This is a genomic window from Arthrobacter sp. PvP103 (genome assembly GCF_017833075.1).
Taxonomy (GTDB): Bacteria; Actinomycetota; Actinomycetes; order Actinomycetales; family Micrococcaceae; genus Arthrobacter.
Map to the genome: position 1 here is coordinate 3,729,060 of NZ_JAFIBQ010000001.1, position 22,927 is coordinate 3,751,986.

Consider the following 22,927-nt stretch of genomic DNA (forward strand, 5'->3'; position numbering starts at 1 on the left):
CATGACTGAGTCCACCATCACGGCGGAGAGGCTGATCGGGCGATTCGGCATGGTTGCGTCGGTTGTCGATTGCCTTTTGGACACCAATGGCCCGGGTGCGCTCATTCTTGGCGACGCGGGCATCGGCAAGACGGCGCTCGCCAACGAAGTGATATTTGAGCTGGGCAGCCGGATCCGGCCTTTCTACGTCTATGCGGGTCCTTCGCTCTCGGAGGTACCCTACGCGGCCCTTGCGCCGTTGCTGACGGCGTTGACTCCCGGACAGACGGACCAGCCGCGTGCCGTGCTGAAGGCCTTGGTGACGGAGCTCAACCCGGAGGGCTTGCGGGACCAGTCGCAGGCCGTCTTGGTCGTGGAAGACGCCCAGCACCTGGATGACAGCAGCGCCGCAGTCATTGCCCAGCTTGCCGCTGCGGAGGCCGCCAGGGTGGTGCTGCTGTGCCGGCCGCACCCCTCTCCGCCGCCCGAGGTGTTGTCCATGTGGTCGGAAGGCCTGGTTGACCGTTTTGAACTGCAGCCGCTGAGCAAGGAAGAAGCGGACGAGCTGTGCACCCGTGTGCTGGGCTCGCCGCTGGTCCCCAGCGCGAGCGCGGTCCTGTTCAGGTCGTCCGGCGGAAACCCGATGTTCCTGCTGGAACTGATAGCCCATGCCAAGACCCGTGGCCATCTGGTGCAGCGAAATGACACGTGGGTGCTTTTGGGCGAGCCGGGAGCAGCCACTGTCCGGCTGATGGACCTCGTCAGGAACCAGATCATGCAGCTGAATCCCGATCAGCGCCAGGCCTTGGAATCAGTGGCGCTCGCTGAGGCGATCCCCCTCAGCGTCCTGCAGCGTGCTAGCGACAGCCACGCCGTCGATGAGCTCAAGGAGCTCCAGTTCATCGCGATCTCTGCGGACCCGGCGAGGCATGTCCGCCTGGCCCAGCCCCTGATCGGTGAAGTGATCAGGCAGCTGGTCCCGACCGCCCGCAGCGTGACCATCCGGAGGCGGATCGTGGACCTTATGGACTCACGCCCGGAGACCCTGGACGGCAGGCTACGGCACGTTACCTGGGCGCTGGAGTCCGGCGCAACGGTCCCCGACCCCGACATCCTTGAGGCCGCCCAGCTGGCAAACCGCCTCTTCATTCCTGAATACGTGGAACGGGTGGTCGGCGCCATAAGGGATCCGTCCCTGAAGCTTGCCGCCCAGGTGGAACTGGCCCGCGCCAAGCTGTACGGTCGGGATCCAATGGGAGCATGCCTGTGCCTTGAGGGCGTGGTGGAACAAGCCACCGACCTTCGAACCGTCCGCCAGGCTTCCATGCTGGCGGCCCAACTCGCCGCCGGCAAACGCAACGGCCCGGAGGCCGTGCTGCGGGCGGCCGATGCGTGGGCGGAAGCCGTTTCGAGGCTGGAAGAGGCCCGGCCCGGATTGGATGCCAAGGATTTTGAGACAGCGCGGCTCGGCAGCAGGCTTCTTGCCCTGGAGGGTTACCAGGCTGCAGGTCGCCATGTGGAGGCGGAGCCGGAACTCCAGCAGATCTGGGAGTCCACGGACGACGACGAGTCCCGGCTGCTGGCCGGAACGTTGCTGGCAGAGTCGCTGGCACTCACCGGACGTGCCGTGTCGGCAATCCAGATAATCATGGACGTTGAGGACATCCTTGCCGATAGCGGTGACCGGCGCCTTGAATACGCTGAGTTCGTGATGCGACGCTACTTGCTGGCGCTGCTCCATGCCGGTGAATTCGACGTCCTGGAAGAGTATCTGCAGAACCACATCGCCCAGGCCTCGAACTCCCTGATTTACTTCGGCGGGATGCTGCATCTGGCGGCGGGCACTGCGGACCTGCGCAGGGGCGCCATCGGGGCCGCCCTGCCGAAACTCAGCCAGGCGGCCGAGGTGCTGCGCCTTTCCGATGCCGGTGGGGACTTGCCTGATGCCCTTGCGGCCGCAGCCTACGCGGCGTCCATCCTTAACCGGACGGAAACGGCAAAAGTGAATGCGGACGCCTATCAGGCGCTGCTATCGGACCACCGCCACGCGTCACTGCTGGGGCAGGCCTACACAGTTGCGGCCCTGGCTGAACGCCTGGGCCTCCAGACGGCCGTCTCAAAGCTGATGGCCCTCGCGGATGCGGCGGCCGCGTCCGGATTCCTCAGTTATGAAGTGGAGATCCTCTCCCTGGTGCTCCGGCTCGGTGACCTGTCCGTCGTGCCGCGGCTTGCCGCAACTGCGGAGGGCTGCGAAGGGCGCAGCGCGGAGTTCCTGGCCGCCTACTGCCGTGCCCTTGCCGCCAAGGACGTCAACCGGCTCGTGGAAATGAGCGATGCCGCCGCGCGTGACGGTTTGGACCTGGCAGCGGCAGAATGCGCTGCCCAGGCCCTGCGGATCCTCGAGACGCGGGGAGATAAACCCCGCCAGTTCGAGGCCCAGAAACTCGTCAAACAACGCAATGCGGCGCTGACCAAGACCGGCTCGTCCGCCGCCGAGATCCCGCCTGATCTGCACAAGCTGACGCGGCGCGAGCAGGAGATTGCCGCGCTTGTCCAAGCCGGTGCGAGCAACCGCGAAATCGCACTCCAGCTCGGGCTGTCGCTCCGCACCGTGGAAGGCCATCTTTACCGGATGTTCGCGAAACTCGGAATCAGCCATCGGGAAGACCTGGCGTCGGTAGCCTACGGCTCCCGCCACGCGGGCTAGCCGGCCAGCACAGCTAACCGCGCCCGCCACGACGGTAGTCAAAACGTCCGTCTACCCGCACTGATCTTCGTGCGCCCTGACGTCGGAGCCCGCTCCGCGTTCGCGCCGTCCTCAAACGAGTATTCATGCGAGTAGTAGGGGCGGGCCGGGCGGGTACCACCCCGTTCACCTCAGTGATGCACCCGCAAAGACGGGTAGAGCCCACTCGCGCCCCGGCAGGGGGTTGGTTAATACGCTGTAGCTTGTTGGGCCGCAGGCAACTATTGGGGAAAGAAGTGGGTCTCTAAATGCATCGATCAGCTGACACTTGGTTTTCGGAATTTCATGTGTCAATCCACCTGGAACAATCCTCCAGGGCGACCAGCATCCCGCCGATCGCGGGCACCCCATTCGAGCCGGCGACGACCCGGGCAGCGTCTTCTGAGACCGCGATCTGCCACACTTCGTCGCCGGCTTTCTTACAAACGGGACAAATCGAATACCGGGAGGTCGGTTAGCATGACACCGAACACCAAACTCAAGGCTCATAAGGCCCCGCTGACGAGGGCCGAGCTTCCACCCCTGCTTGACGATTCCCGGGAGTGGCCGGAAAACGGAGCGGGGGCGCCGGAGCTGGCGCCCGAGGCCGTTGAGTCGGACGCAGCGGAAGCCGACACTGATGCCCAGGACCTCACGTTCACATTCGACGTCGCGATTGTCGGACTTGGCTACGTCGGCCTGCCCACTGCGCTTGCCATCAACGCCTCCGGGCGCCGCGTCCTGGGCCTCGACGTGTCCGAGAACAGGCTGGCTGTCATCCGGTCCCGGCAGGCAGACCTGCTGGACTCCGACAAGGTGCGGCTTGGCAAGGCGCTGGAGGACCCGTCGTTCATGATCAGCACGGACCTCTCACTGCTGGCCCGTGCCGCGGCAGTCGTTGTTTGTGTCCCCACCCCGGTGGATCCCTACCTCGTGCCGGATCTCGGCATCCTCCGTGCAGCGTGCGCATCCGTGGTCGAATTCGCGGTTCCCGGCCAGCTGCTGATGCTGACGTCCACCACCTACGTGGGCTCCACCAGGGATCTCCTGGCAGTGCCGCTGGCCGCAAAAGGCCTGATCCCCGGCCGGGACGTGTTCGTGGCCTTCTCCCCGGAGCGTATCAACCCTGGCGTGGACGCCTTCTCGCACGAAGACGTCCCGCGGGTCGTGGGCGGGGTGACGCCGGCTTGCGGTGAGGCCGCAGCAGAGTTGCTCCAGGCCAGCACCAAGCTGGTGCACGTTGTGCCCTCAGCAGATGTGGCCGAGATGACCAAACTCGTCGAAAACACCTTCCGGGCGGTGAACATCGCCCTGGCCAACGAGTTCGCGGATATTTGCCACGAGCTGGGCATGGAAGTCATGGACGTGATTGACGCGGCGTCGACAAAGCCTTATGGCTTCATGCCGTTCACGCCCGGCCCGGGCGTTGGCGGCCACTGCATTCCCTGCGACCCGCACTACCTGCTGTGGCAGCTGCGGAAGGCAAGGGTCACCGCGCCGGTCATCGAGCACGCCATGGCGGGCATTGCCGGAAGGCCCCACCAGGTGGTGGAAAAGGCACGCCGAATCCTGTCCGACCGGAACCACGGAATCAACGGAGCCCGTGTGCTGGTCCTTGGAGTGGCCTACAAGCCCGATGTCGAGGACCTCCGCGAATCTCCGGCCCTGGAAATCATCGCCGCAATGGTGGCCGACGGCGCTGTCGTTGCCTACCACGATCCGTGGTGCCCCACTGCCCCAGACGGGCAGGGAAGTGCGCTGGAATCGCTGGAGGATCCCTCGGACTGGGACGCGGACCTGGTAATCCTTCACACCAGGCACTCCGCGATGGACATCGACTGGCTGAGCGACGCTCCGGCCGTCCTTGACACCACCTACCGGCTCCCGGCCGCCACGAACGTCACGAGGTTGTGAATCCGAGCTGTGATCCCGGCGGCCCCGCCGGGTTTCAAAAGAAAGTAGGAGAAGTGAAAACAGCAATCACCGGCGGAGCCGGCTTCATCGGGAGCCATCTCGTGGAGCACCTCCTAGCGGCCGGGGACAAAGTCACCGTTTTGGATGACCTCTCAACCGGTCGCCTGGAAAACCTCCGGACCGTGATTGGCCACCGGGATTTCCACTTCGTGGAGGGCAACATCCTCGACCGCGCCGCGGTGGACAAAGTGGTGGCCGGCGCTGACCGGGTATTCCACCTGGCGGCCGCGGTAGGCGTGAACCTCATCGTGGAGCACCCGCTGGAGAGCCTGCGCACCAATATCCACGGCACGGAAGTGGTCCTGGACGCCGTCCTGGAATCCGGAGCCTCGCTGCTCCTGGCATCCACCAGTGAAATCTACGGAAAGAACACCTCGGACAGCCTGTCGGAGGAGTCCGACCGGATCCTCGGCTCCGCGCTCAAGTCCCGCTGGACCTATGCCGCTGCCAAGGGCATCGACGAGGCATTTGCGCACGCCTACTGGCGGCAGTTCGGCCTTCCGGTTGCCATAGTCCGTCTGTTCAACACGGTGGGCCCCCGGCAGACGGGCCGGTACGGCATGGTGGTGCCCCGCCTCGTTAAGCAGGCTTTGGCCGGCGAGCCGTTGACGGTTTACGGCGACGGCCACCAGACCAGGTGCTTCTCGTACGTTGGAGACATTGTCCCGGCCATCACCAGGATCTCGGAGGAAAAGTCCGCCTACGGCAACGCGTACAACCTCGGCGGCAGCTATGAGATCTCGATCTTGACCCTGGCGCAGCGGATCGTGGAGTTGCTCGGCAGCGAAAGCCCCATCACCCTGGTGCCCTACGAAGAGGCCTACGCAGAGGGCTATGAGGATATGCGCCGGCGCGTGCCAAACAACAGCAAGGCGAAGGATCTGGTGGGCTTCGACCCCAAGACCACACTGGACCAGATCATCCAGAACGTGGCGGCCGACCACCGCCCGGTGAAAGCACCCGATCCGCTCGGGTGGAAAGTCACGATGGCGGCCAACTAGCCGTCCGTGAGGTGCCGCGCCGGACGGGGGGCGGCAACCGTCAAAAGTTATGTGCACCTTCGACGAAAGAGTTGAGTTCCATGACGCTTCTGCAACGCTACACTGCGGCCTCGGAGCCCCGGCACCGGGCTGAACGGCCTCCCGGCCGACGCAAGGCCCGCTGGCTGGCGGCCTCCACAACGGTGGCGCTCGCTGCCTCCCTTCTCGGACTCACGGCTCCCGCCGCCAACGCTGTTGGCGAAACTGTCGTGACGCTGACGTTCGACGACGCCAACGTTGACCAGGTGGTTGCCGCCGACAAGCTGGTCTCGGCCGGCATGCGCGGGACGTTCTTCCTGCCCTCCGGGTTCATGAACCAAACGAACTATATGACGACGGCCCAGGCACTGGCCTTGCAGGCCGCCGGACACGAGATTGGCGGGCACAGTGTGACGCACGCCGATCTGGCCGCCGTAGGAACTGAAGAGCTCGCACGCCAGATCTGCAATGACCGGGCCACCCTGATGAGTTACGGCCTGAACGTGGAAAACTTTGCATATCCTTTTGCCTCGGCAAGTCCGGCCGCAGAAGCTGAGGTCGGAACGTGCGGCTATAACAGCGCCCGCGGCTTGGGGGACATCCGGAGCAAGGTTGCGGGTTCGGAAACCTTCCCGTTTGCTGAATCGTTGACGCCCGCTAACCTCTTTTACACCGGGGCGCCGGACCAGCTGGACGAAACATGGACCTTGGCGGACATCCAGAGCCTGGTCACGCAGGCCCAGGCCAATGGCGGGGGTTGGGTCCAGTTGACGTTCCACCACGTCGGTACCGGCATCCTGATTGGTTCACCTGTTAAGGATCCGCTGACCGTCAGCACGGACACCTTCAACCAGTTCATCGACTGGCTGGCCGGCCAGAGGGACACCAACACCACCAACCCGGTCCAGGTTAAGACCGTGAAGGAAGTCATCGGCGGCACTCTCAAGGCAGCGCCCGCCGTTGTTCCGCCACCGGCACCGCAGACCACCGGCAACCTGGTCAAGAACCCGAGCCTGGAGACCGCGGGCCTTAACGGATCACTTCTCCCGCGGTGCTGGCAGGCCGGCGGCTACGGCAACAACACCCGGACATTCTCCACAGTGACCCCGGGCCACGCTGGTACGGCCACGGCGTCGCAGCAGATGGTGATCTCGGCCTACACCGACGGCGACGGCAAGCTGTTGCCCACCTTGGACACGGGTGAGTGCGCGCCCAGTGCAACTCCGGGGCACACGTACCTTGCCAAGGCCTGGTATAAATCGACCGGGGGGAACACCCAGTTCAATCTGCACTACCGGACGGCGTCCGGAACATGGACGTACTGGACGGACAGCACTCTCTACCTCCCGACAAATAACGTTTGGACCCAGCTGGCCTTTACGACGCCCCCGGTTCCGGCCGGTGCAACGGCTATCAGTTTCGGCTTGAACATGATCGGCGTCGGGACCCTGGTCACTGACGACTACGAACTGTACGACACAGCAGGCATCAAGACGTTTACCGACGTCCCTGCGACATTCCCTCTCTACAACGAGATCAGTTGGATGTCGAACAACCTGATAACCAACGGTTACCCCGACGGCACCTTCAAGCCGGGAACCACACTGGACCGTGGAATGATGGCGGCTTTCCTTTACCGGCTGGCCGGACGGCCGACGGTTCCGGCGGCAGCCCAGAAGTTCCCGGATGTAGCGCCAACCCACGTGTTCTACAACGAGATCCAATGGATGGCGTCAACCGGTATCACGGAGGGGTTCCCTGACGGCGGCTACCACCCGTTTGAGCAGGTGAACCGTGACCAGATGGCGGCCTTCCTGTATCGCATGAACGGCAAGCCTACTGTGAGTGCCACCGCCCCGGCTTTCCCGGACGTCACGCCATCACTGAAGTTCTACAACGAGGTGCGCTGGTTGGCTGACATGAAGATCACGCTTGGTTTCCCGGATGGCACTTTCAAGCCGGGCGCTTCTATAAACCGTGACCAGGTGGCGGCATTCATCTACCGCTACAACCTGAACTTCCCGAAGGGAATGTAAACAGGCTCAGCACCGGCATGACACTACGGCGGCCGCGCAGCCAGGGGAGCCCCCCCTGACTGCGCGGCCGCCTTCGCCGCTGTTCCTTTTGGAAGGACTGAATTCCGTTGACACGGGGGACCAGAGTGAAACATCCAGCCCTAAAGCGCCGCCGCTTCCGCGGCCTTGCGGCAGGCATACTTCTGTTGGCGTTGTTTGCCACAGCCTGCACGCCTTCGGAGTCGGAGAAGCGGTCGCAGGGGAAGTACCCCTGGCACACAAACATCGTGGCCACCACCTTCTGGGTAGGCGAAGTCTTTGACCCCAACGCAGCAGACGGCAGCCAAGTCTTCTCCACCTACGACTCGAGGTGGATGGACAGTTACGGTGGCTGCGACGGCCGGCTCACAGCTCAGGGTTGTGAGACCGAAACGCGGTCAAGTTCCAACGGCTTTGCGCCCACCCGCATCAAGCCCAAGGAGAACCCTTTCTACCTTGACCTGCCCTACGACGACATCAACAATGCCGCAGCCTTTCGCGAACGGGCAACGGTCATTCCCTGGGCCAACGACGAAGGCTACAAAGGCCAGGCCACCAACCGGTCCTTCAGTTACATGAAAAACCGCTGGGTCAAGATCCGCAAGAACGGCAAAGAGTGCTATGGCCAGATCCAGGATGCCGGCCCCGGGGAGTACCAGGACAAGGAGTACGTCTTCGGCTCGAACGACGCGCGGCCGCTCAACAGGAAATTCAACGGTGCCGGAATGGATGTTTCACCTGCCCTCAACGGCTGCCTCGGCTTCAGCACCCTCAACGGAGAAACGGACAAGGTCGATTGGCAGTTTGTGGAGCGGCAGGATGTTCCGCCGGGCCCTTGGCTCGATGTGGTCACCACCAGCCAGGTGAAGTAGGGTCAGCCCATCCTGCCCGGAAGCCCGGAACCCAGGAGGTCGGAGAACCTGGAGCTTCCCTGGTCCACACCGCTGCAGGTAAAACTGGCAGTTGGCCCCTCCTCGCTGGAAGGGCACGTCGCGTCGCGGTTGAGTGACCACATGGACAGGCGTTGGATCCCCAACTCCACCGCGTAGTCCTTCAGGTCCCGGGCCGCGTCCAGTTCGAACACCTCGCCCGGCAGGTCGTTGCGGCCGATCATGGGCGTCAGCCCGATCTTCTTCCACACCTGTTCGCGGCTGAGGTTGGTGCCGGTGCGCTGGTAGACGATGCCCAGCTGGTCATGTGTGGCGGCCGCGGCGGCCTTGGCGGCGTCCAGCATGCCTTGGGAACTGCTCCTGCTGGCGCCGTAGTTCATGGTCATGATGTTGACCCCTGCCAAGTCCACGCCAGCCTGGAGCATCTGTTCCACAGCGGCTATGCCGGCGTCGGTGAGCCCGCGGGGAGAAGCCGGAAGAGTCAGCCAGACAGCGAGCTCTTTGCCGGAGGAGTTTCGATCCCCCTGTAGCCAAGCCACTGCCCTGGCCCGGCGTTCAGCGCCGGCCTGGTCCAGGAGATCGGCACCTTCCAGATCGAAGTCGATGAAGGCAGGTTCGTAGCGTTCAACAACGTCCCGGTAGGCGGTACGGAGTTTCTCTTCGTCCTGGCACGTGGTGGCCAGTTCACTGTTCCGTGCGCCGCCAAAGGACACGGCGGCGGATCCGCCGCTAGAGCGAAGACTGGAGATGCGCCTTTCCAAACCGAGGGCGGTGTTTGCCTCGTCGAGGCCGTAGGCGGCTCCCCAGCTGGCCACACAGAGGTCCTGAGGGGAGGCAACAAGAAACGCCAGCACCACGTCCCTGGTGCCCGGCGTGGCGGCTTCCTCGAAAGCGTAGGGCGGGGAGACCGTGACGTCCACGTAGCCCGCAAACCAGGTGGCTTGCGCAGCTCCCGTTGCCAGACCGGAGCGCCAGGCCCAGAAAAAGATGACGCTGGCAAGGATGGTGGCAACGGCTATGCCTGCGATCAGGGGCGACGAGGGCTGACTCAGCTGAAACTGCGGGCGGGCGCGGAATCTGCCGGGCACGGGCTGCGGAACGGACTCCCGCGCCGGCTCCATTTCGGCCTTGGCGGCCGGATCCGAGCCGCGGTTTATGGCTGTCATCCGGTTCCCACGCCCCCCTCTGGTTTACTTAGAAACCATTTCACCACGGCACGCCTGTTGGTGGCTCCTGTCCGCCGGCCCACGCGGGTGGCTTGGCGTATGCAACGAGTACCGAACCGGGTACCGGGCGAGTGGCGCCGGGCCTTCCCTGCCCTCCCGGAAAGGAAAGACGGGTAGGCACCACTCGTGCCGCGAGGCGCCCCTCTTAATAGGCTTTGGGTGTCGGATAGATACAGAGTTCCGGGGGAGAAATCGGGTCTCAAAATGGGAATGGACGCACCTTTGCGGGCGCAAGCACGCAACCATACCCCTGAGTGGCGGTCCGCTACGGTCATGGCGGCAGGGATGCCCCGGCCAGCGAAACCCGCCGGTGACTTCTTTTCCAGTTCTGCCGACACAGCTGCCGCGAGGCAGCCAGCCCTGGCGAACAAGCCCGGGGCCCGTGAACGGGGGTCGGTGGCGAACAAGCCTTTGAGACCAAGGCTTCCCCCCAGTCGTCACCGACCCCTTCGAGGTGTCAATCAATGAAGCACTGCGGCCTGGGGGGATCCTCTTGCGGCCGGGCGATACGGATGTAAGAGGGGATATCTGTCATGAGCCAGAGGCATGAACTGCCGGGGGAACAGGGCGGTCCGCCCGGTTCCGGTTTGATGCGGCAGCGGAAACGGACAACGCTCTGGGCAGTCTCATGGCTGGCCGGGCTGGCACTCCTGACGGGATCCGCCGCCCTGGTACCCAAGGCCGGCCCGGGGCCGGCCCGGGATGCGCAGGGTCCCCTGAAGAATTTTGCGGCACCCGTGGACACGAGCCTCGCGCTGACCACCGTCACGCTGACGTTCGACGGCGGCAGGGCCAGCCAGCTGGCCGCCGCGGAGACCCTTCGAAGCCACGGGCTACGGGGGACGTTCTTCGTCAACTCGGGTTTCATGGGGGCGAAGGACTACATGACGGTGGAGGATCTGCACAAGCTGGCCGCGGACGGCAACGAGATTGGCGGGCACACCGCAACCCTTGCAGACTTGACGGCACTTGAACCTGCTGAAGCCACCCGACAGGTCTGCAATGACCGGACCAACCTCACCGACTGGGGCTTCAAGGTCACATCTTTCGCCTACCCCTTTGCCGCAAAGTCGCCCGAGGCCGAGGCGATGGTGGCCGGCTGCGGGTACAACAGCGCGCGCAGCCAGGGTGATCTCCGCAGCAAGCTGGGGTGCGCCGATTGCGCCGTGTCCGAAACCGTCCGGCCGGCGGACCCGTTCAGCACGAGGTCGACGCCGGAGATCGGGTCCGCGTGGACCATCGCGGACCTCCAGCGGTCAGTCATGGACGCTGAAACCACCGGAGGGTGGCTGCAGCTGAGCTTCTTCGACATCGATGACAGCGGGAGTCCCCGGTCTGTCAGCCCCGCACTCTTCAACGACTTCGTCTCGTGGCTGGTGACCCGCACAGACGAGGGAACCACCGCCATCCGCACCGTGCACGATGTGATTGGTGGCGGGGCAAAACCCGCAGTTCCGGGACCTGTTGCTCCGCCTGCGCCGCCCGGCACCAACGCGCTCCGCAACCCGGGACTGGAAACAGCCGGAAAGTACGGCCTTCCCGAGTGCTGGCAGGTTTCCTCCTACGGCGAGAATTCACATGTCCTGAGCACGCTGACTCCCGGGCGCTCGGGCACTATTGCCCGGCGCCTCGACGTCACGGGCTACACATCCGGGGACGCAAAGCTGCTCCCTGTCATGGACCTCGGGGCGTGCGCACCGAGCGTCGTCCCCGGCCACAGCTATACGCTGCGCGCATGGTACACCTCCACTTCATCAACACAGTTCGAGTTGTATTACCGCAACAAGGTTGGCACCTGGACCTATTGGACAGCCAGCCCATGGTTTCCCGCCAGCGCTGCCTACCGGCAGGCTGAGTGGACTGCACCGCCGGTGCCGGCAGACGCCGTCGCTATCAGTTTTGGCTTGAATCTGTTCAGCGACGGGGAGCTGGCTACGGATGACTACGAGATGTTCGACACGGGGGCGCCGCCCGCCCCGTAGGCCCCGCCCGTTGTCAGCGCAGAAGCTCCACGGGCTCGAAAACAAGAATCGAGTCGATTCCCATGAAGTTACAGACTTCCTGGCGATTAGCATGGCAGGTTGACTTTGGCCCCGCACTGAAGGAGACCAGACAGCGGGCGCGGACGGCCGTCACGGTTTTGGGCATTGTGGCCTTGGCTGTGACGGGCCTGGCTGCGCAGGCATTTCCGGCGCAGGCAGCGGCACCCACCGTTGTTTCGTTGACGTTCGACGACGGCAATGCCGACCAGATGGCCGCCGCCCAGATCATGAACAACTACGGTCTGGACGGAACGTTCTTCATTCCTTCCGGAAACATCAACAATGCCGGCTACCTGACGGTCTCGGATCTTCAGGGCCTCGCAGCCAGCGGCCACGAAATCGGCGGACATACTGTGACCCATGCTGATCTCACCACCCTGCCCTCCGACGAGGTCACCCGTCAGGTCTGCAACGACCGGGTCAACCTGACCAACTGGGGCTTCCGTGTCACGAGCTTTGCCTATCCGTTCAGCGCCGTTAATAGTGCTGCCCAGACGACGGTAAGAGACTGCGGCTACAACAGCGCCCGTGCGCTGGGCGACATTCAGTCCCGCTTTGGCTGTTCAGGGTGTGCTTGGGCTGAGACTGTTCCTCCGCTGAACCCGTTCCGCACCGCTGCCTTGGACCAAGTGGACAGCCCATGGACACTTGCTGATTTCCAAAATAGTGTGACCAGAGCCGAAAGCGTCGGCGGGTGGGTTCAGTTCACCTTCCACCACATCTCTTCCACCCCTGGCCCACTCAGCATTAGTCCCACGCTCTTCACTCAATTCGCGTCCTGGCTGAAGACACGGCCGGCCACAACCACGGTTAAGACGGTGGACCAGGTCATCGGCGGAACGGTCAAGCCCGCCGTTGCCGGTCCGGCCGTCCCCCCGCCCCCCACGAGCGGCAACCTCGTGAAGAATCCGAGCCTTGAAACCTTGGCTGGGGGTGTGCCCCAATGTTGGCAGGCGGCCGGTTACGGGACAAACAACCGCACGTTCAGTACGGTGAGCCCGGGACGGACGGGGTCGGTGGCAGAACGCCTGGTCGTGACAGGCTACGTCAACGGTGATGCTAGATTGCTGCCATCCCTGGACCTTGGCGGATGTTCGCCGGTGGCAACCCCCGGACACACATACAACTTGGGAGCCTGGTACAAGTCCACTGCCAATACCCAGTTCGCCCTGTATTACCGGACAGGCCTCGGCTACTGGGTCTACTGGACTTCGAGCCCTTGGTTCGGGCCTGCAACGACATTCCAAAGGGCCAGCTGGACAACCCCTGCGTTGCCTTCGGGGGCCAGCGGCATCAGCTTCGGACTCAACCTCTTCAGTAACGGGACGCTGATCACGGACGACTACGAAATGACCGACACCGCGTCGTCCACACCTCCGCCACCGCCACCGCCCGCCGGTACAAACCTCGTGCAGAATGCCAGCCTTGAAACGGCAGGTGCCGGCTCCGCGCCGCAATGCTGGCAAACGGCGGGCTACGGCTCCAACACGGCGTCGTTCAGTACCGTCTCAACGGCCAGGACCGGGACAAAGGCAGAACGCCTGGTGATGAGTAACTACGCCAACGGTGATGCGAAACTCCTCCAGGCGCTGGACTCCGGTTCGTGCGCACCGCCGGCGGTCGCCGGCCACACGTATTCGCTCCGCGCCTGGTACACCTCGACGACGGTGACCCAGTTCGCTGTCTACTACCGGAACTCCGCCGGAGCCTGGGTCTACTGGACATCAAGTCCCTGGTTCGCTGCCGCCGGTTCCTACACTCAGGCCAGTTTCACCACCCCCGCGTTGCCCACCGGCGCAACCGCGATCAGCTTCGGGCTGAACCTCTTCAGGAATGGCACGCTCATCACGGATGACTATGCCATGTTCGACACGATTGGAGCGCCGTCGCTGTGATAGCCGTATACATCGTCCTTGTCCTTGGAATCAGCACGATCTTCTGGTCGTTTGTGGGCTTGTTGCGCCTGGCCAATGAGCAGTACACCCGGCGGATCACGCTGGGCCCGCCGCTGAGCGGGCGCATGCTGGGGCTCCTGCAGCGCTGGCCGCTGGCCAACCGGCTCGGCCCCGGAGTCCATGGCGCACACACGTTGCCGGCGCCCAGGGCACACCGGGGCCAGATCCAGCGGGAGCATGGCCGCCATCGCGCCAGGGACGCCAGGATCCTGCCCGCAAATGTCGCGGTGCTTATTGCCGCCCACAACGAAGCACTTGTCATCAGGGAGACCATCCGGGCCGCCTCGGCGCTGGTGCCGCTCAGGAACATCCACGTGATCTCGGACATGTCCACGGACGACACCTCGGCGATTGCCCGGGCAGCGGGGGTCAAAGTGCTGGACCTCGAACCGAACAGGGGAAAGGCCGGCGCATTGGCCGCCGGAATCGCTTATTTTGAGCTGTGCCGGAAGTTCAAAGTGGTGATGCTGCTTGACGCGGATACCCGGCCCACAGCGGATTACCTGGAGACCGGGCTGCCGCTCTTCCTCGATCACTCTGTGGTGGCTGTGGCCGGAAGGGCAAAGTCCATCATGACCCCGCCTCCACCCACCGCGCTGGGCCGGTTCCTGGTGGCATATCGGGAACGGCTGTACATTGTGGTGCAGCTGCTTCTCAAATACGGCCAGGCCGCCAGGGGCGCAAACGTTGTCTCGATCGTGCCGGGCTTTGCCAGCATGTACCGGACGAGCGCACTCGCGAAAATCAAGGTGCTGGCCCCGGGCCTGGTCATTGAGGACTTCAACATGACCTTCGAGATCCATGCCAAGAAATTAGGGCGGATTGCGTTCCACCCCTCAGCCGCCGTGGCATACACCCAGGATCCGGACAACCTGCAGGACTACACGCGGCAAGTCCGGCGTTGGATCCTCGGCTTCTGGCAGACCGTCCGGCGGCACCGCCTGCAGTCCGGAAAGTTCTGGTTTGTTCTGGTGTTCTACATCATCGAACTCGTTATCAGCTGCCTGTTCTTCGTCTTGCTGATCCCGGTCTTCCTGCTCTCGCTGGTGGCGTCCATGCAGCTCCAGGCCTTCGGTGACAACGGCGAATCCTTCCTTTACCTGTCCGGTCTCATGCGCCCGCAGGACGTCCTCTTGGGTGTCCTCATTCCGGACTTCCTGCTCACCGTCATCGCGGCCCTTGCCCTCCGCCGGCCTGGCATCCTGCTGATGGCGCCACTCTTCCCGTTCATGCGGATCCTGGACTCCGTGATCTGCCTGATGGTGCTGCCCCGGGCCTTCTCTGCGGCCTCATCGGGCGTGTGGGTCAGTCCGATGCGGCGCATCCAGGGCGAAGGCCTCGAGCTGGAAGAAGCCACGGCGGGTGCCGGCATCACCCGGTAGCGCAAAAACGCCCCTCCGGCAGGACCACTGTGGTCCTGCCGGAGGGGCGTTCATGGTTTCTGCGTTCAGGGTTTCTGAGCAGACAGGTGCTGCTGTTACCAGCTGACACCCGAGGTGGTTTCGACGTTCAGCCACGGTCCGGCAGGAACATCTGCGCGGTCAACGAACCTCCACGAGACGTGATCTCCGCTGCCGTCCAGCTCGGCGAAGCCGAGGCAACCGTTCAGTGCAGGGGAAACATCCATCCCTGCGCCCTGCGTGCCGTCGGCGGAGAAATCGGTGTTTGCCGGGCGGGCGTCGGTCGCACCGAAGACGTAGTTCGCGTCATGGTATTCGGAACCGCTGGAAGGACCGGCATCCTCAATCTGCCCGTAGCAGACGTTGCCGTTGGGCCCGGTCATCTGGACCCACCGGTTCTTCATGTACGAATAGCTGCCATCCGCGCAGTGGTCGACACCCGTGGCGGCGTTGTCCGCGGCAGCCCACGGGATGACCTGGCAGCGCTGCTGGAATGCGACGCTGTCGTTAACGTCGTCGTAAGGCAGGTCAAGGTAGAACGGGTTCTCAAGCGGCGCGGGCTGGTTCTTGGGGAAGTACCCGTTGGAGGCATCGCGTGCTTCCGTGGCGCAAGTGAACGAAGTTCCCGAGCCCGAGCTCACGCCGTCGCAGCCGCCGTAGATACTGCCGGGGCAGCCGGAGGCAGTGGCGGGAGTAGTGCCGGCGTTGATGCCGGTGTGCTTGAAAGCCCACTGGCCGTTGTACGTCGAGCAGACCTGGGAACCGTCTGCAAGGTTGGCGTTGAAGATTTCACCCACCCAGAAGGTGGTGCTCACGACGTTGGTGTGCAGCGGGTACTTGCTGGCAGCCGGTGCGGCTACGGGCTCAGCTGCGGCGACGGCCAGCGGTGCGGGAGCCGCGACGGCAGGTTCGGGTGCGGAAACCGCGGCGGGCGCAGGTTTCTCCGCAGGCGCCGCGGCCGGCGTCGAAGTGGGTGACGGTGTTGCCTTCGGGGTTACCTGCGATGCTTCTGCGCTGGCTGACGAGGGACTGGTGGAGGCCGACGGGCCGGGCGCCGATTGGGCGGCACAGCCTGCGGTCAATACTCCGATAAGGAGGATCAACACAGCCATAATGGGCGTGGTCATGTGTTTCATTTTTTTTGGGATACATATCTGTTGGGGACATTAACAGGGTTGGCAGGTACCCAATGAGGGCACGCCAAGCACGGGTCATGACCGCCAGATCGGCGCGGCAGTGGCCGCGCCAAGAATCGATGCTGATAGTGAAATCAGCTGAACCGCTTACTCCCCAGAAGTAGACAGCGGGACCGTCAAGAGACCCGTAGAGACCGTTAACACCCGCTCCACTTTACACGGATGCCTGTGAGTAGCCTGAACGTGCCCGCGAGCAACGCTCCGGCATATTCGAGTAGTCACTACTCAAGCCAGCGCGCGCGGTGGCTAGGTAGCGTAGGAGTTGCTAATGCCGGCAGATGGTTGGGGGCGGTCCGGAACTCCACGCTCAGCGGCTAAGGAATCGACGCAACCATGGACGTTAGGGCAGGAAATTCAGCTTTCCCCCCGGTCATTCGTGTGGCCGAACTCCGGGCCGCAATCAATGCGCTCTCCAATTCAGAGAGTTCGGGCGTCATCATCACCGGTGCTGCCGGCTCGGGCCGGACCAGGCTGCTTGCCGCCGTAGCGGAAGCGCTCTCCGGACGGCTCACCGTCATTGTCCACAGTGTTCCCCAATCCGGCCGCCGGATGAAGTTCGGCATCGGCAGTGTGCTGGCGCCGGCGTTGCCGGCCAATTCCAAGGTGTCACCCCTAAACGTCGTCCGGGCCTGCCGCGATGCGCTTCGCAGCCAGGACCCGGGGGCAAACGGGATTCTGGTGGTCCTGGATAATGTGGACCACCTGGACGGAACGTCCCTCTGGGTTCTCAACCAGCTCCTCGCGGAACCGGACATCAAGATGCTGGCAAGCCACCGTTCGGACCGCCAGCTGCAGATGGAGCTGATGGAGTCGGTGGTGGCCCGGCAGCTGTCCATCGTGGAACTGGAAGACCTGACACCGGACCAGCTCCGTACTTTCCTTGAGTACAGGCTTCCCGCCCGGCCCGGCCGCAGCCTGGTGCGGGACATCCTCGCGGCATCGGGCGCCAATGCGCTAACTGCCAGCTGGCTGGTGGACGAAGCGTTGGCGGACGGCCGGATTGTGGAGCGCGGGGATAGCTGTGCCCTTGTCGGGCCGCCGGACCTTGCGGAGGTACGTCAATTCGACCTGGCCCGACGGCGGATCGAGGCTCTTCCGCCGGAGCGGCGCCAGGTGGTTGACTTCCTGGCGGCCGCGGATCCGGCTCCGCTTTCCGTGCTCGCCCGGGCCGTGCCGCCGGCCGCCCTGGCCGCGTTGGAACGGGACAACTTCATCAGGCTCCAAATCAGGAGTGACGGCGGGGCCGATGTCACGCTGAACCACGAGGTAGAGGCCACTGCTGCCCGGCATTATCCGGGTGGGGCCGGCCCGCTGGACCTTGGCCGTGAAGCGGACCTGCACGGCACGGGGCCGGGCGGCTCCCGGAGAGCGGGGGAGGAACCGCTGTGGGACCTTTTTCGGCGGGTGGAAGCCGCACTGAATGCCGGCACAGCTGTCGCTGACCTGGACCTCCTGGCGGTGGCAACCAACGCCAACAACCTCTACGACAGCGACCGCGCCCAGAAGGCGGCCGAAGCGATCAAGGCACCCGAACTCCAGCTTATGGCGCAGACGGAAGCGGCCCGGGCCCTGTTCCATGCCCACAGGTACAGCCGGAGCGCTGAGGTCCTCCGAGGCCTTGTGGAGAACACCCCGGCCGTGCTGAGCATGGAATTCGCCCGGGCAGTAGGCCTGCTCCTCCAAGCCCTCATGCCCACGAATCCGGGCCGGGACGCACTTCAGTCCGTACTGGACGGTGCAAGGAAGCGGCTGGCCATGGCGGCAACTGCATCCGTCGGTGATACGGCCGCCGACACCTACCAGAATGCCGTCCAGGATGAGCTGGATGTCCTGCAGCTCTACCTGGAGTCACGGGAGGGAAACTGGCCCAGTCCGGGTGGGGAGCTCTTCCACCGGCTTTGCCCTCCCGGGTTCTGCGACGGAGGCCAGTCAGGCCCGGATGATGCGCCGGATACCCATGCAGGCATCCTGCTCCTGGCGCTGGCTTCACAAGGGCTGTCCGTGCGGGGAAAGTCCGCTGACGCCGTTGCGCTTTCCACCCGGGCGCTCAACGCCGTGGAACGCCTTCCGCGATGCAGCGTCGATTTCCACTCGACAGTGCTCACCATCCATGCGTTCAACCTGACCCGGTTGGGCCAAGGACCCGACGCCGGGAGTCCGGATCTGCGCCCCGGACGCAACAAATGGATGAGCTACCCGGGCGGCCCGCTGCAACTTTTCCGGGCCATGATGTTTTGCCGGCAGTCTGCCGGACGTGCCGCTGGGCGGGAGTCCGGAGCCGCGGACGCCGAAACAGCAGGTGGCCCTGAGGACCTGCTGGCACTCACCCTGGCGGCTCAGGCCACGGCGGAGTGGCTGACGTGGGATCTGGCGCAGCTGCCAGGCGCGGGTACCGCCGCGGCAGACCAGCGGCAAGCGGACAATCGGACGGCGGGGCATCGGGCAGCGGACGGCGACGTCGCGGCGAGGCTGGCTGAAACCTACGCATCGGTGGCACGTCCCGCCGTCACGGGCGCCGCAGGCCCACCGCAGAGGGCGCCCCGCAAACCAGCTATGGCGGCGGGTGGCGGCAGGGGCCGGGCACGTGAACTGCTGAACCTCGGAGTCGCGGCCAGGCCGGAGGGAGCGGTGTTTGAACAATCAGCCGCCGGGCCGCCGGACTGGCGGTGGTCGAGCGACGGAAACGGCGGGCCGGCCGCTGATGCCGCCAAGCTGTCGCAAAGGGAACGCGAAGTGGCGGTACTTGTTGTCACCGGCATGGGGAGTGCGGGCGTAGCGGCGGAACTCGGGATCGCCGTGAACACGGTAAACGCGCATCTGCAGCGGATCTACGGCAAGCTGGGCGTTTCCCGGCGCCAGGAGCTGGCTGAACTCTGGAACAGCCTGGACGGCGCGGGGCGGTGACGGCCCATGCGGAACCGGCCGCCGGGCAATAGTGGGACAATTGAGGAGTAGCACCGCGGACGCAAGCGGTGTGCCTGCCCGTGGCGGCGAGCCGTCGGCAGGTCTTGCCTATCAAGGAGCTCCCGTTTGGTCATGGTATCCACTCCCGCTACCGCAGACACCCAGGTCGCGCTAAGTGATGTTGAAGTCCTGCGTCTCCGCAACGACTTTCCCGTTCTGGACCAGGAAGTCAACGGCAGGCCCCTTGTTTACCTGGATTCCGGCGCCACTTCTCAGAACCCCCGCAGCGTCCTCGAAGCCGAGCAGGAGTTCTACGAGCTGAGGAATGCCGCGGTGCACCGCGGTGCCCACCACCTTGCCGTCCAGGCCACCGACGCCTTCGAGGATGCCCGCGCCACTGTGGCCGGTTTCGTCGGCGTGGCGGAGGACGAACTGGTCTGGACAGCGAACGCCACCGCCGGGCTCAATCTCCTCGCGTACGCCTTCTCGAACGCCAGTGTCGGCACCGTCCGGGGCGAGGCCGGCCGCTTCGCCCTCGGTCCCGGGGACGAGATTGTGGTGACGGAGATGGAACACCACGCGAACCTGATTCCCTGGCAGGAGCTCTGCAGGCGCACCGGTGCCACCTTGAAATTCATCCCCATCGACGACGACGGCGCGTTGCGGCTTGAGGAGGCGGCGTGGCTTATCACCGGGCGTACCAAGGTCCTGGCGTTCACCCATGCGTCAAATGTGCTTGGAACCATCAATCCGGTGCCCGAGCTCGTGCGGCTGGCCCGGGCGGCAGGGGCCCTCGTTGTGCTGGACGCCTGCCAGTCGGCGCCGCACCTGCCCTTGGACTTCAAGGCCCTGGACGTGGACTTCGCTGTATTCTCCGGCCACAAGATGCTGGCGCCCACGGGGATCGGCGGCGTGTACGGGCGGCGCGAATTGTTGAATGCCATGCCTCCGTTCCTGACCGGGGGTTCCATGATCACGACCGTGACGATGGAAAAGGCCGAGTACCTTCCGGCGCCCCAGCGGTTCGAGGCCGGCACCCAGCCCATCTCGCAGGCTGTGGCGCTCGCGGCGGCCGCCAACTACCTGCGCGAAACCGGCATGGAACGAATCGCCGGCTGGGAAGCGTCCCTGGGCCAGCGGCTGGTCACGGGGCTGAGCGCCATTGACGGAGTCCGGGTCGTGGGGCCCGCTGCCGGCGTGGAACGGCTCGGCCTGGCAGCCTTCGACGTGGCCGGCGTGCATGCGCACGACGTCGGGCAGTACCTGGACAGCATGGGCATCGCCGTCCGCGTGGGTCACCACTGCGCGCAACCGCTCCACCGCCGGCTGGGCCTGACCGCCACCACGCGGGCGAGCACCTATTTGTACAACACAACGGAAGAAGTGGACCTGCTGCTCGAAGCTGTGGCCCAGGTCCGGCCCTACTTCGGCGTAGAAAGCACGGGGACATCCAAATGAGCGCCCTGGATGCGATGTACCAGCAGCTGATCCTGGAGCACGCAAAAGCCCGCAGCGGAGCTGACCTGACGGCTGATGAAGCCACGGAGACGCCTCACCAGGCAGGAGTCGGGCAGTGCCATCAGCTCAATCCGGTGTGTGGCGACGAAATTACGCTGCGCCTGGAACTTGAGGCCGCGGGGAACCCGCCATCAGTGAAGGGAATCCACTGGCATGGTGACGGCTGCGCCATCTCAATGGCCTCGGCCTCAATATTGAGCGAATTGTCCGAGGGGGCGTCGCCGGACGAGCTCAGCGAAATGATCGACCATTTCCGGGAGCTCATGCGTTCGCGGGGCCGGCTGGAGCCGGACGAGGAAATTCTGGGTGATGCGGCGGCCCTGGCCGGAGTGGCAAAGTACCCGGCCAGGGTGAAATGCGCCATGCTGGCGTGGGTGGCTGCCGAGGACGCGCTGCGGCAGGCCGTAGCCACCACCCGCTAGGTCTTGCCGGCCTCCGGATGCTCATCGTCCGCGAGCGTGGAATGGTGCTGGACGTAGTCTTCGATGGCATGCTCGGGGACCCTGTAGGAGCGGCCAAAACGTACGGCAGGCAGGTCGTGCGCCTTGACGAGCCGGTACACGGTCATCCGGGACAGCCGCATGACTTCTGCGACTTCCGAGACTGTCAGGAAACGGGTATTTGAAAAACCTTCAGCGGCCACTGTTCTCAGCTCTCCTGGGACGTAGTTCGATCCTGAGGACGTACTTCAATCCTGAGACAAACGTCGCTGAGCCGATCGCCGATCTTATGGCTACTTTATGGCATGGTGAGCTTGATGTGAAGAGCGCGCCGCAATGGGGATAAAGACAAGTAGTGACTACTCTAGTGGCGTGCCGGCGGGGCCCGTAGCGTCTATATATGGTTGATATCCAGGACGACGCTGAATGGCGGCAGACGCAGCACAGGATTCACAGGGCGGAAATTGTCTGCGTTCTTGCCCTCGGGGTGCTCACGGTGCTCACGGTCCTGGCCGGGTACTCCGACTTTGTCCGTTAATACCGCAGGACACGGATATCGGCCGGCACGGACAATAGAACTCCGGCAGGTGGGGACCCGCCGGAGTTCAGGTTATGGTGCCGAAAATTCCAGGATTAGTGGGGAAATATGACTATTACCCACGCAATAAGCCCCAATAGGGTGAGTGCGAAATACAACGACCAATTTCTGCGGTCGATTTTACGGTGGCTACCGTGCCAAACCCGTTCCATATCGTTCGCGTCCATAGCAGAAATTTAGGGCTTATCACGTTCAGATAACAGCGTGTCCTCCACTTCATTTATGGTCCCTGCTACTCCATTTTCCGCTCCGGGTACTCGAGTGGCCGGTTAGCCGATCATTCCGGCGATGCCGATTGCCGCTGTGGCGGCGCCAAGCACCAGTGAGACGGACACCAGGACGACGTGGACCGTGAGGAACCTGGTGGCCTTGCCGGCCGAGTCACGTGCCCTTGGATCCTTCATCACCCGCTTGAGGAACTGCGGCCAGACCACCAGGGACCAGACTCCGGCAATGACCAGGACCCAGGCCAGGGCAACGGGAAGCTGCATGGGTCAGTGGCTTTCCAGCCAGGCCTGCGCCTGCTGTGACTGGATGTTCAGGGCCTTGCCCACCATGGGCTCGGCAGCATCGGCAATCTTGCCGCCCAGGAACGGAACCGAGGATGTCACGTTGCCCTCGAGCTCCACACGGGTGCTGGCACCGTCGGCCACCAGCCGCTGCACGGCGCTGACGTCCAGCGGGGCACCTGCGATCTTCAGGCTGATGTTGCTCTGCCGTGAGCCGTCGGCGGCGGGGGCTTCCCAGGTCTCAAGCTGGGTGACGGTGAGGCGCTCGCCCACGAATTTGCGGGCAATTTCCGGCAACCGGGTGGTGGGCAGGGTGCGCACCGAGGTGGTGCTGAAAGCGCCGGCTACATCGCCGTCGACCTTGAATGATTCAAGGGTTCCGCCCACCAGTTCACTGGTGTGGCGCTGGAAGTCTTCATTGGCGAACACAGCCGTTACGCGGTCAACGCTGTGCGGCAGGGTGGTGGAAGCACTCAGTGCCATTGTTCCTCCATTGGG

General features: G+C 64.2%; 17 protein-coding genes. 12 read left to right on the top strand and 5 right to left on the bottom strand.

Features of this window, described 5'->3' with window-relative positions:
- Position 1 precedes the first annotated feature (1 nt).
- The 5 genes from JOE41_RS17160 (at position 2) to JOE41_RS17180 (ending at position 8,623) form a co-directional block, all read left to right on the top strand.
- Complete coding sequence (locus tag JOE41_RS17160) at positions 2-2,686, top strand: LuxR family transcriptional regulator (protein ID WP_209753054.1); 2,685 nt, start codon at positions 2-4, stop codon at positions 2,684-2,686.
- A 498-nt stretch (positions 2,687-3,184) separates the two neighbouring features.
- Positions 3,185-4,618, top strand: a complete 1,434-nt coding sequence (locus JOE41_RS17165; RefSeq protein ID WP_209753055.1) for a nucleotide sugar dehydrogenase — start codon at positions 3,185-3,187, stop codon at positions 4,616-4,618.
- A 53-nt stretch (positions 4,619-4,671) separates the two neighbouring features.
- Positions 4,672-5,679, top strand: a complete 1,008-nt coding sequence (locus JOE41_RS17170) for a GDP-mannose 4,6-dehydratase (protein WP_307800716.1) — start codon at positions 4,672-4,674, stop codon at positions 5,677-5,679.
- 80 nt (positions 5,680-5,759) lie between these two features.
- Entirely contained in the window at positions 5,760-7,733 is a 1,974-nt protein-coding gene (locus JOE41_RS17175) for an S-layer homology domain-containing protein (protein ID WP_209753057.1), read from the top strand.
- Positions 7,734-7,999: 266 nt separating this feature from the next.
- Entirely contained in the window at positions 8,000-8,623 is a 624-nt protein-coding gene (locus JOE41_RS17180; RefSeq protein ID WP_307800717.1) for a hypothetical protein, read from the top strand.
- A gap of 2 nt (positions 8,624-8,625) precedes the next feature.
- Here JOE41_RS17180 and JOE41_RS17185 read toward each other — a convergent pair whose 3' ends face one another.
- Positions 8,626-9,807 carry a chitinase gene (locus tag JOE41_RS17185; protein WP_209753059.1) on the bottom strand — a complete coding sequence of 394 codons (1,182 nt, stop codon included), beginning with the start codon at positions 9,805-9,807 and terminating at the stop codon, positions 8,626-8,628.
- A 593-nt stretch (positions 9,808-10,400) separates the two neighbouring features.
- On the opposite strand from JOE41_RS17185, the gene JOE41_RS17190 reads away from it, so the two are divergent.
- The 3 genes from JOE41_RS17190 (at position 10,401) to JOE41_RS17200 (ending at position 15,246) form a co-directional block, all read left to right on the top strand.
- The gene (locus JOE41_RS17190; protein WP_209753060.1) at positions 10,401-11,849 is read left to right on the top strand and encodes a polysaccharide deacetylase family protein; all 1,449 of its coding nucleotides are present in this window, start codon (positions 10,401-10,403) and stop codon (positions 11,847-11,849) included.
- A gap of 62 nt (positions 11,850-11,911) precedes the next feature.
- A complete protein-coding gene (locus tag JOE41_RS17195; protein WP_209753061.1) occupies positions 11,912-13,804 on the top strand; it encodes a polysaccharide deacetylase family protein in 1,893 nt (630 codons plus the stop codon).
- Positions 13,801-15,246, top strand: a complete 1,446-nt coding sequence (locus JOE41_RS17200; RefSeq protein WP_209753062.1) for a glycosyltransferase family 2 protein — start codon at positions 13,801-13,803, stop codon at positions 15,244-15,246. The genes JOE41_RS17195 and JOE41_RS17200 overlap by 4 nt, the downstream gene beginning before the upstream one ends.
- Before the next feature lie 95 nt (positions 15,247-15,341).
- On the opposite strand, the gene JOE41_RS17205 is transcribed toward JOE41_RS17200, so the two are convergent.
- A complete protein-coding gene (locus JOE41_RS17205) occupies positions 15,342-16,391 on the bottom strand; it encodes a hypothetical protein (RefSeq protein WP_245200753.1) in 1,050 nt (349 codons plus the stop codon).
- A gap of 402 nt (positions 16,392-16,793) precedes the next feature.
- On the opposite strand from JOE41_RS17205, the gene JOE41_RS17210 reads away from it, so the two are divergent.
- From JOE41_RS17210 to sufU, 3 genes are all read left to right on the top strand, one after another.
- Positions 16,794-19,364: a LuxR family transcriptional regulator gene (locus tag JOE41_RS17210; RefSeq protein WP_209753064.1), complete on the top strand. Its 2,571-nt coding sequence runs from the start codon at positions 16,794-16,796 to the stop codon at positions 19,362-19,364.
- A 126-nt stretch (positions 19,365-19,490) separates the two neighbouring features.
- Positions 19,491-20,822 carry a SufS family cysteine desulfurase gene (locus tag JOE41_RS17215; protein ID WP_209753065.1) on the top strand — a complete coding sequence of 444 codons (1,332 nt, stop codon included), beginning with the start codon at positions 19,491-19,493 and terminating at the stop codon, positions 20,820-20,822.
- Positions 20,819-21,304 (top strand): Fe-S cluster assembly sulfur transfer protein SufU, encoded by a 486-nt coding sequence (gene sufU, locus JOE41_RS17220; protein ID WP_011691097.1) that lies wholly within the window; start codon positions 20,819-20,821, stop codon positions 21,302-21,304. Before JOE41_RS17215 ends, sufU begins: the two co-directional genes overlap by 4 nt.
- On the opposite strand, the gene JOE41_RS17225 is transcribed toward sufU, so the two are convergent.
- Positions 21,301-21,525 carry a helix-turn-helix domain-containing protein gene (locus JOE41_RS17225; RefSeq protein WP_011691098.1) on the bottom strand — a complete coding sequence of 75 codons (225 nt, stop codon included), beginning with the start codon at positions 21,523-21,525 and terminating at the stop codon, positions 21,301-21,303. The genes sufU and JOE41_RS17225 overlap by 4 nt on opposite strands.
- Positions 21,526-21,722: 197 nt before the next feature.
- Between JOE41_RS17225 and JOE41_RS17230 the strand changes: the two genes are divergently transcribed.
- Positions 21,723-21,860, top strand: coding sequence for a hypothetical protein (locus tag JOE41_RS17230; protein ID WP_209753066.1), 138 nt, complete (start codon positions 21,723-21,725; stop codon positions 21,858-21,860).
- A 329-nt stretch (positions 21,861-22,189) separates the two neighbouring features.
- Here JOE41_RS17230 and JOE41_RS17235 read toward each other — a convergent pair whose 3' ends face one another.
- Together JOE41_RS17235 and JOE41_RS17240 are read right to left on the bottom strand one after the other, a co-directional pair.
- Positions 22,190-22,411, bottom strand: a complete 222-nt coding sequence (locus JOE41_RS17235) for an SCO4848 family membrane protein (RefSeq protein ID WP_209753067.1) — start codon at positions 22,409-22,411, stop codon at positions 22,190-22,192.
- A 3-nt stretch (positions 22,412-22,414) separates the two neighbouring features.
- Positions 22,415-22,912, bottom strand: coding sequence for a DUF2505 domain-containing protein (locus tag JOE41_RS17240; protein WP_043429542.1), 498 nt, complete (start codon positions 22,910-22,912; stop codon positions 22,415-22,417).
- Positions 22,913-22,927 lie beyond the last annotated feature (15 nt).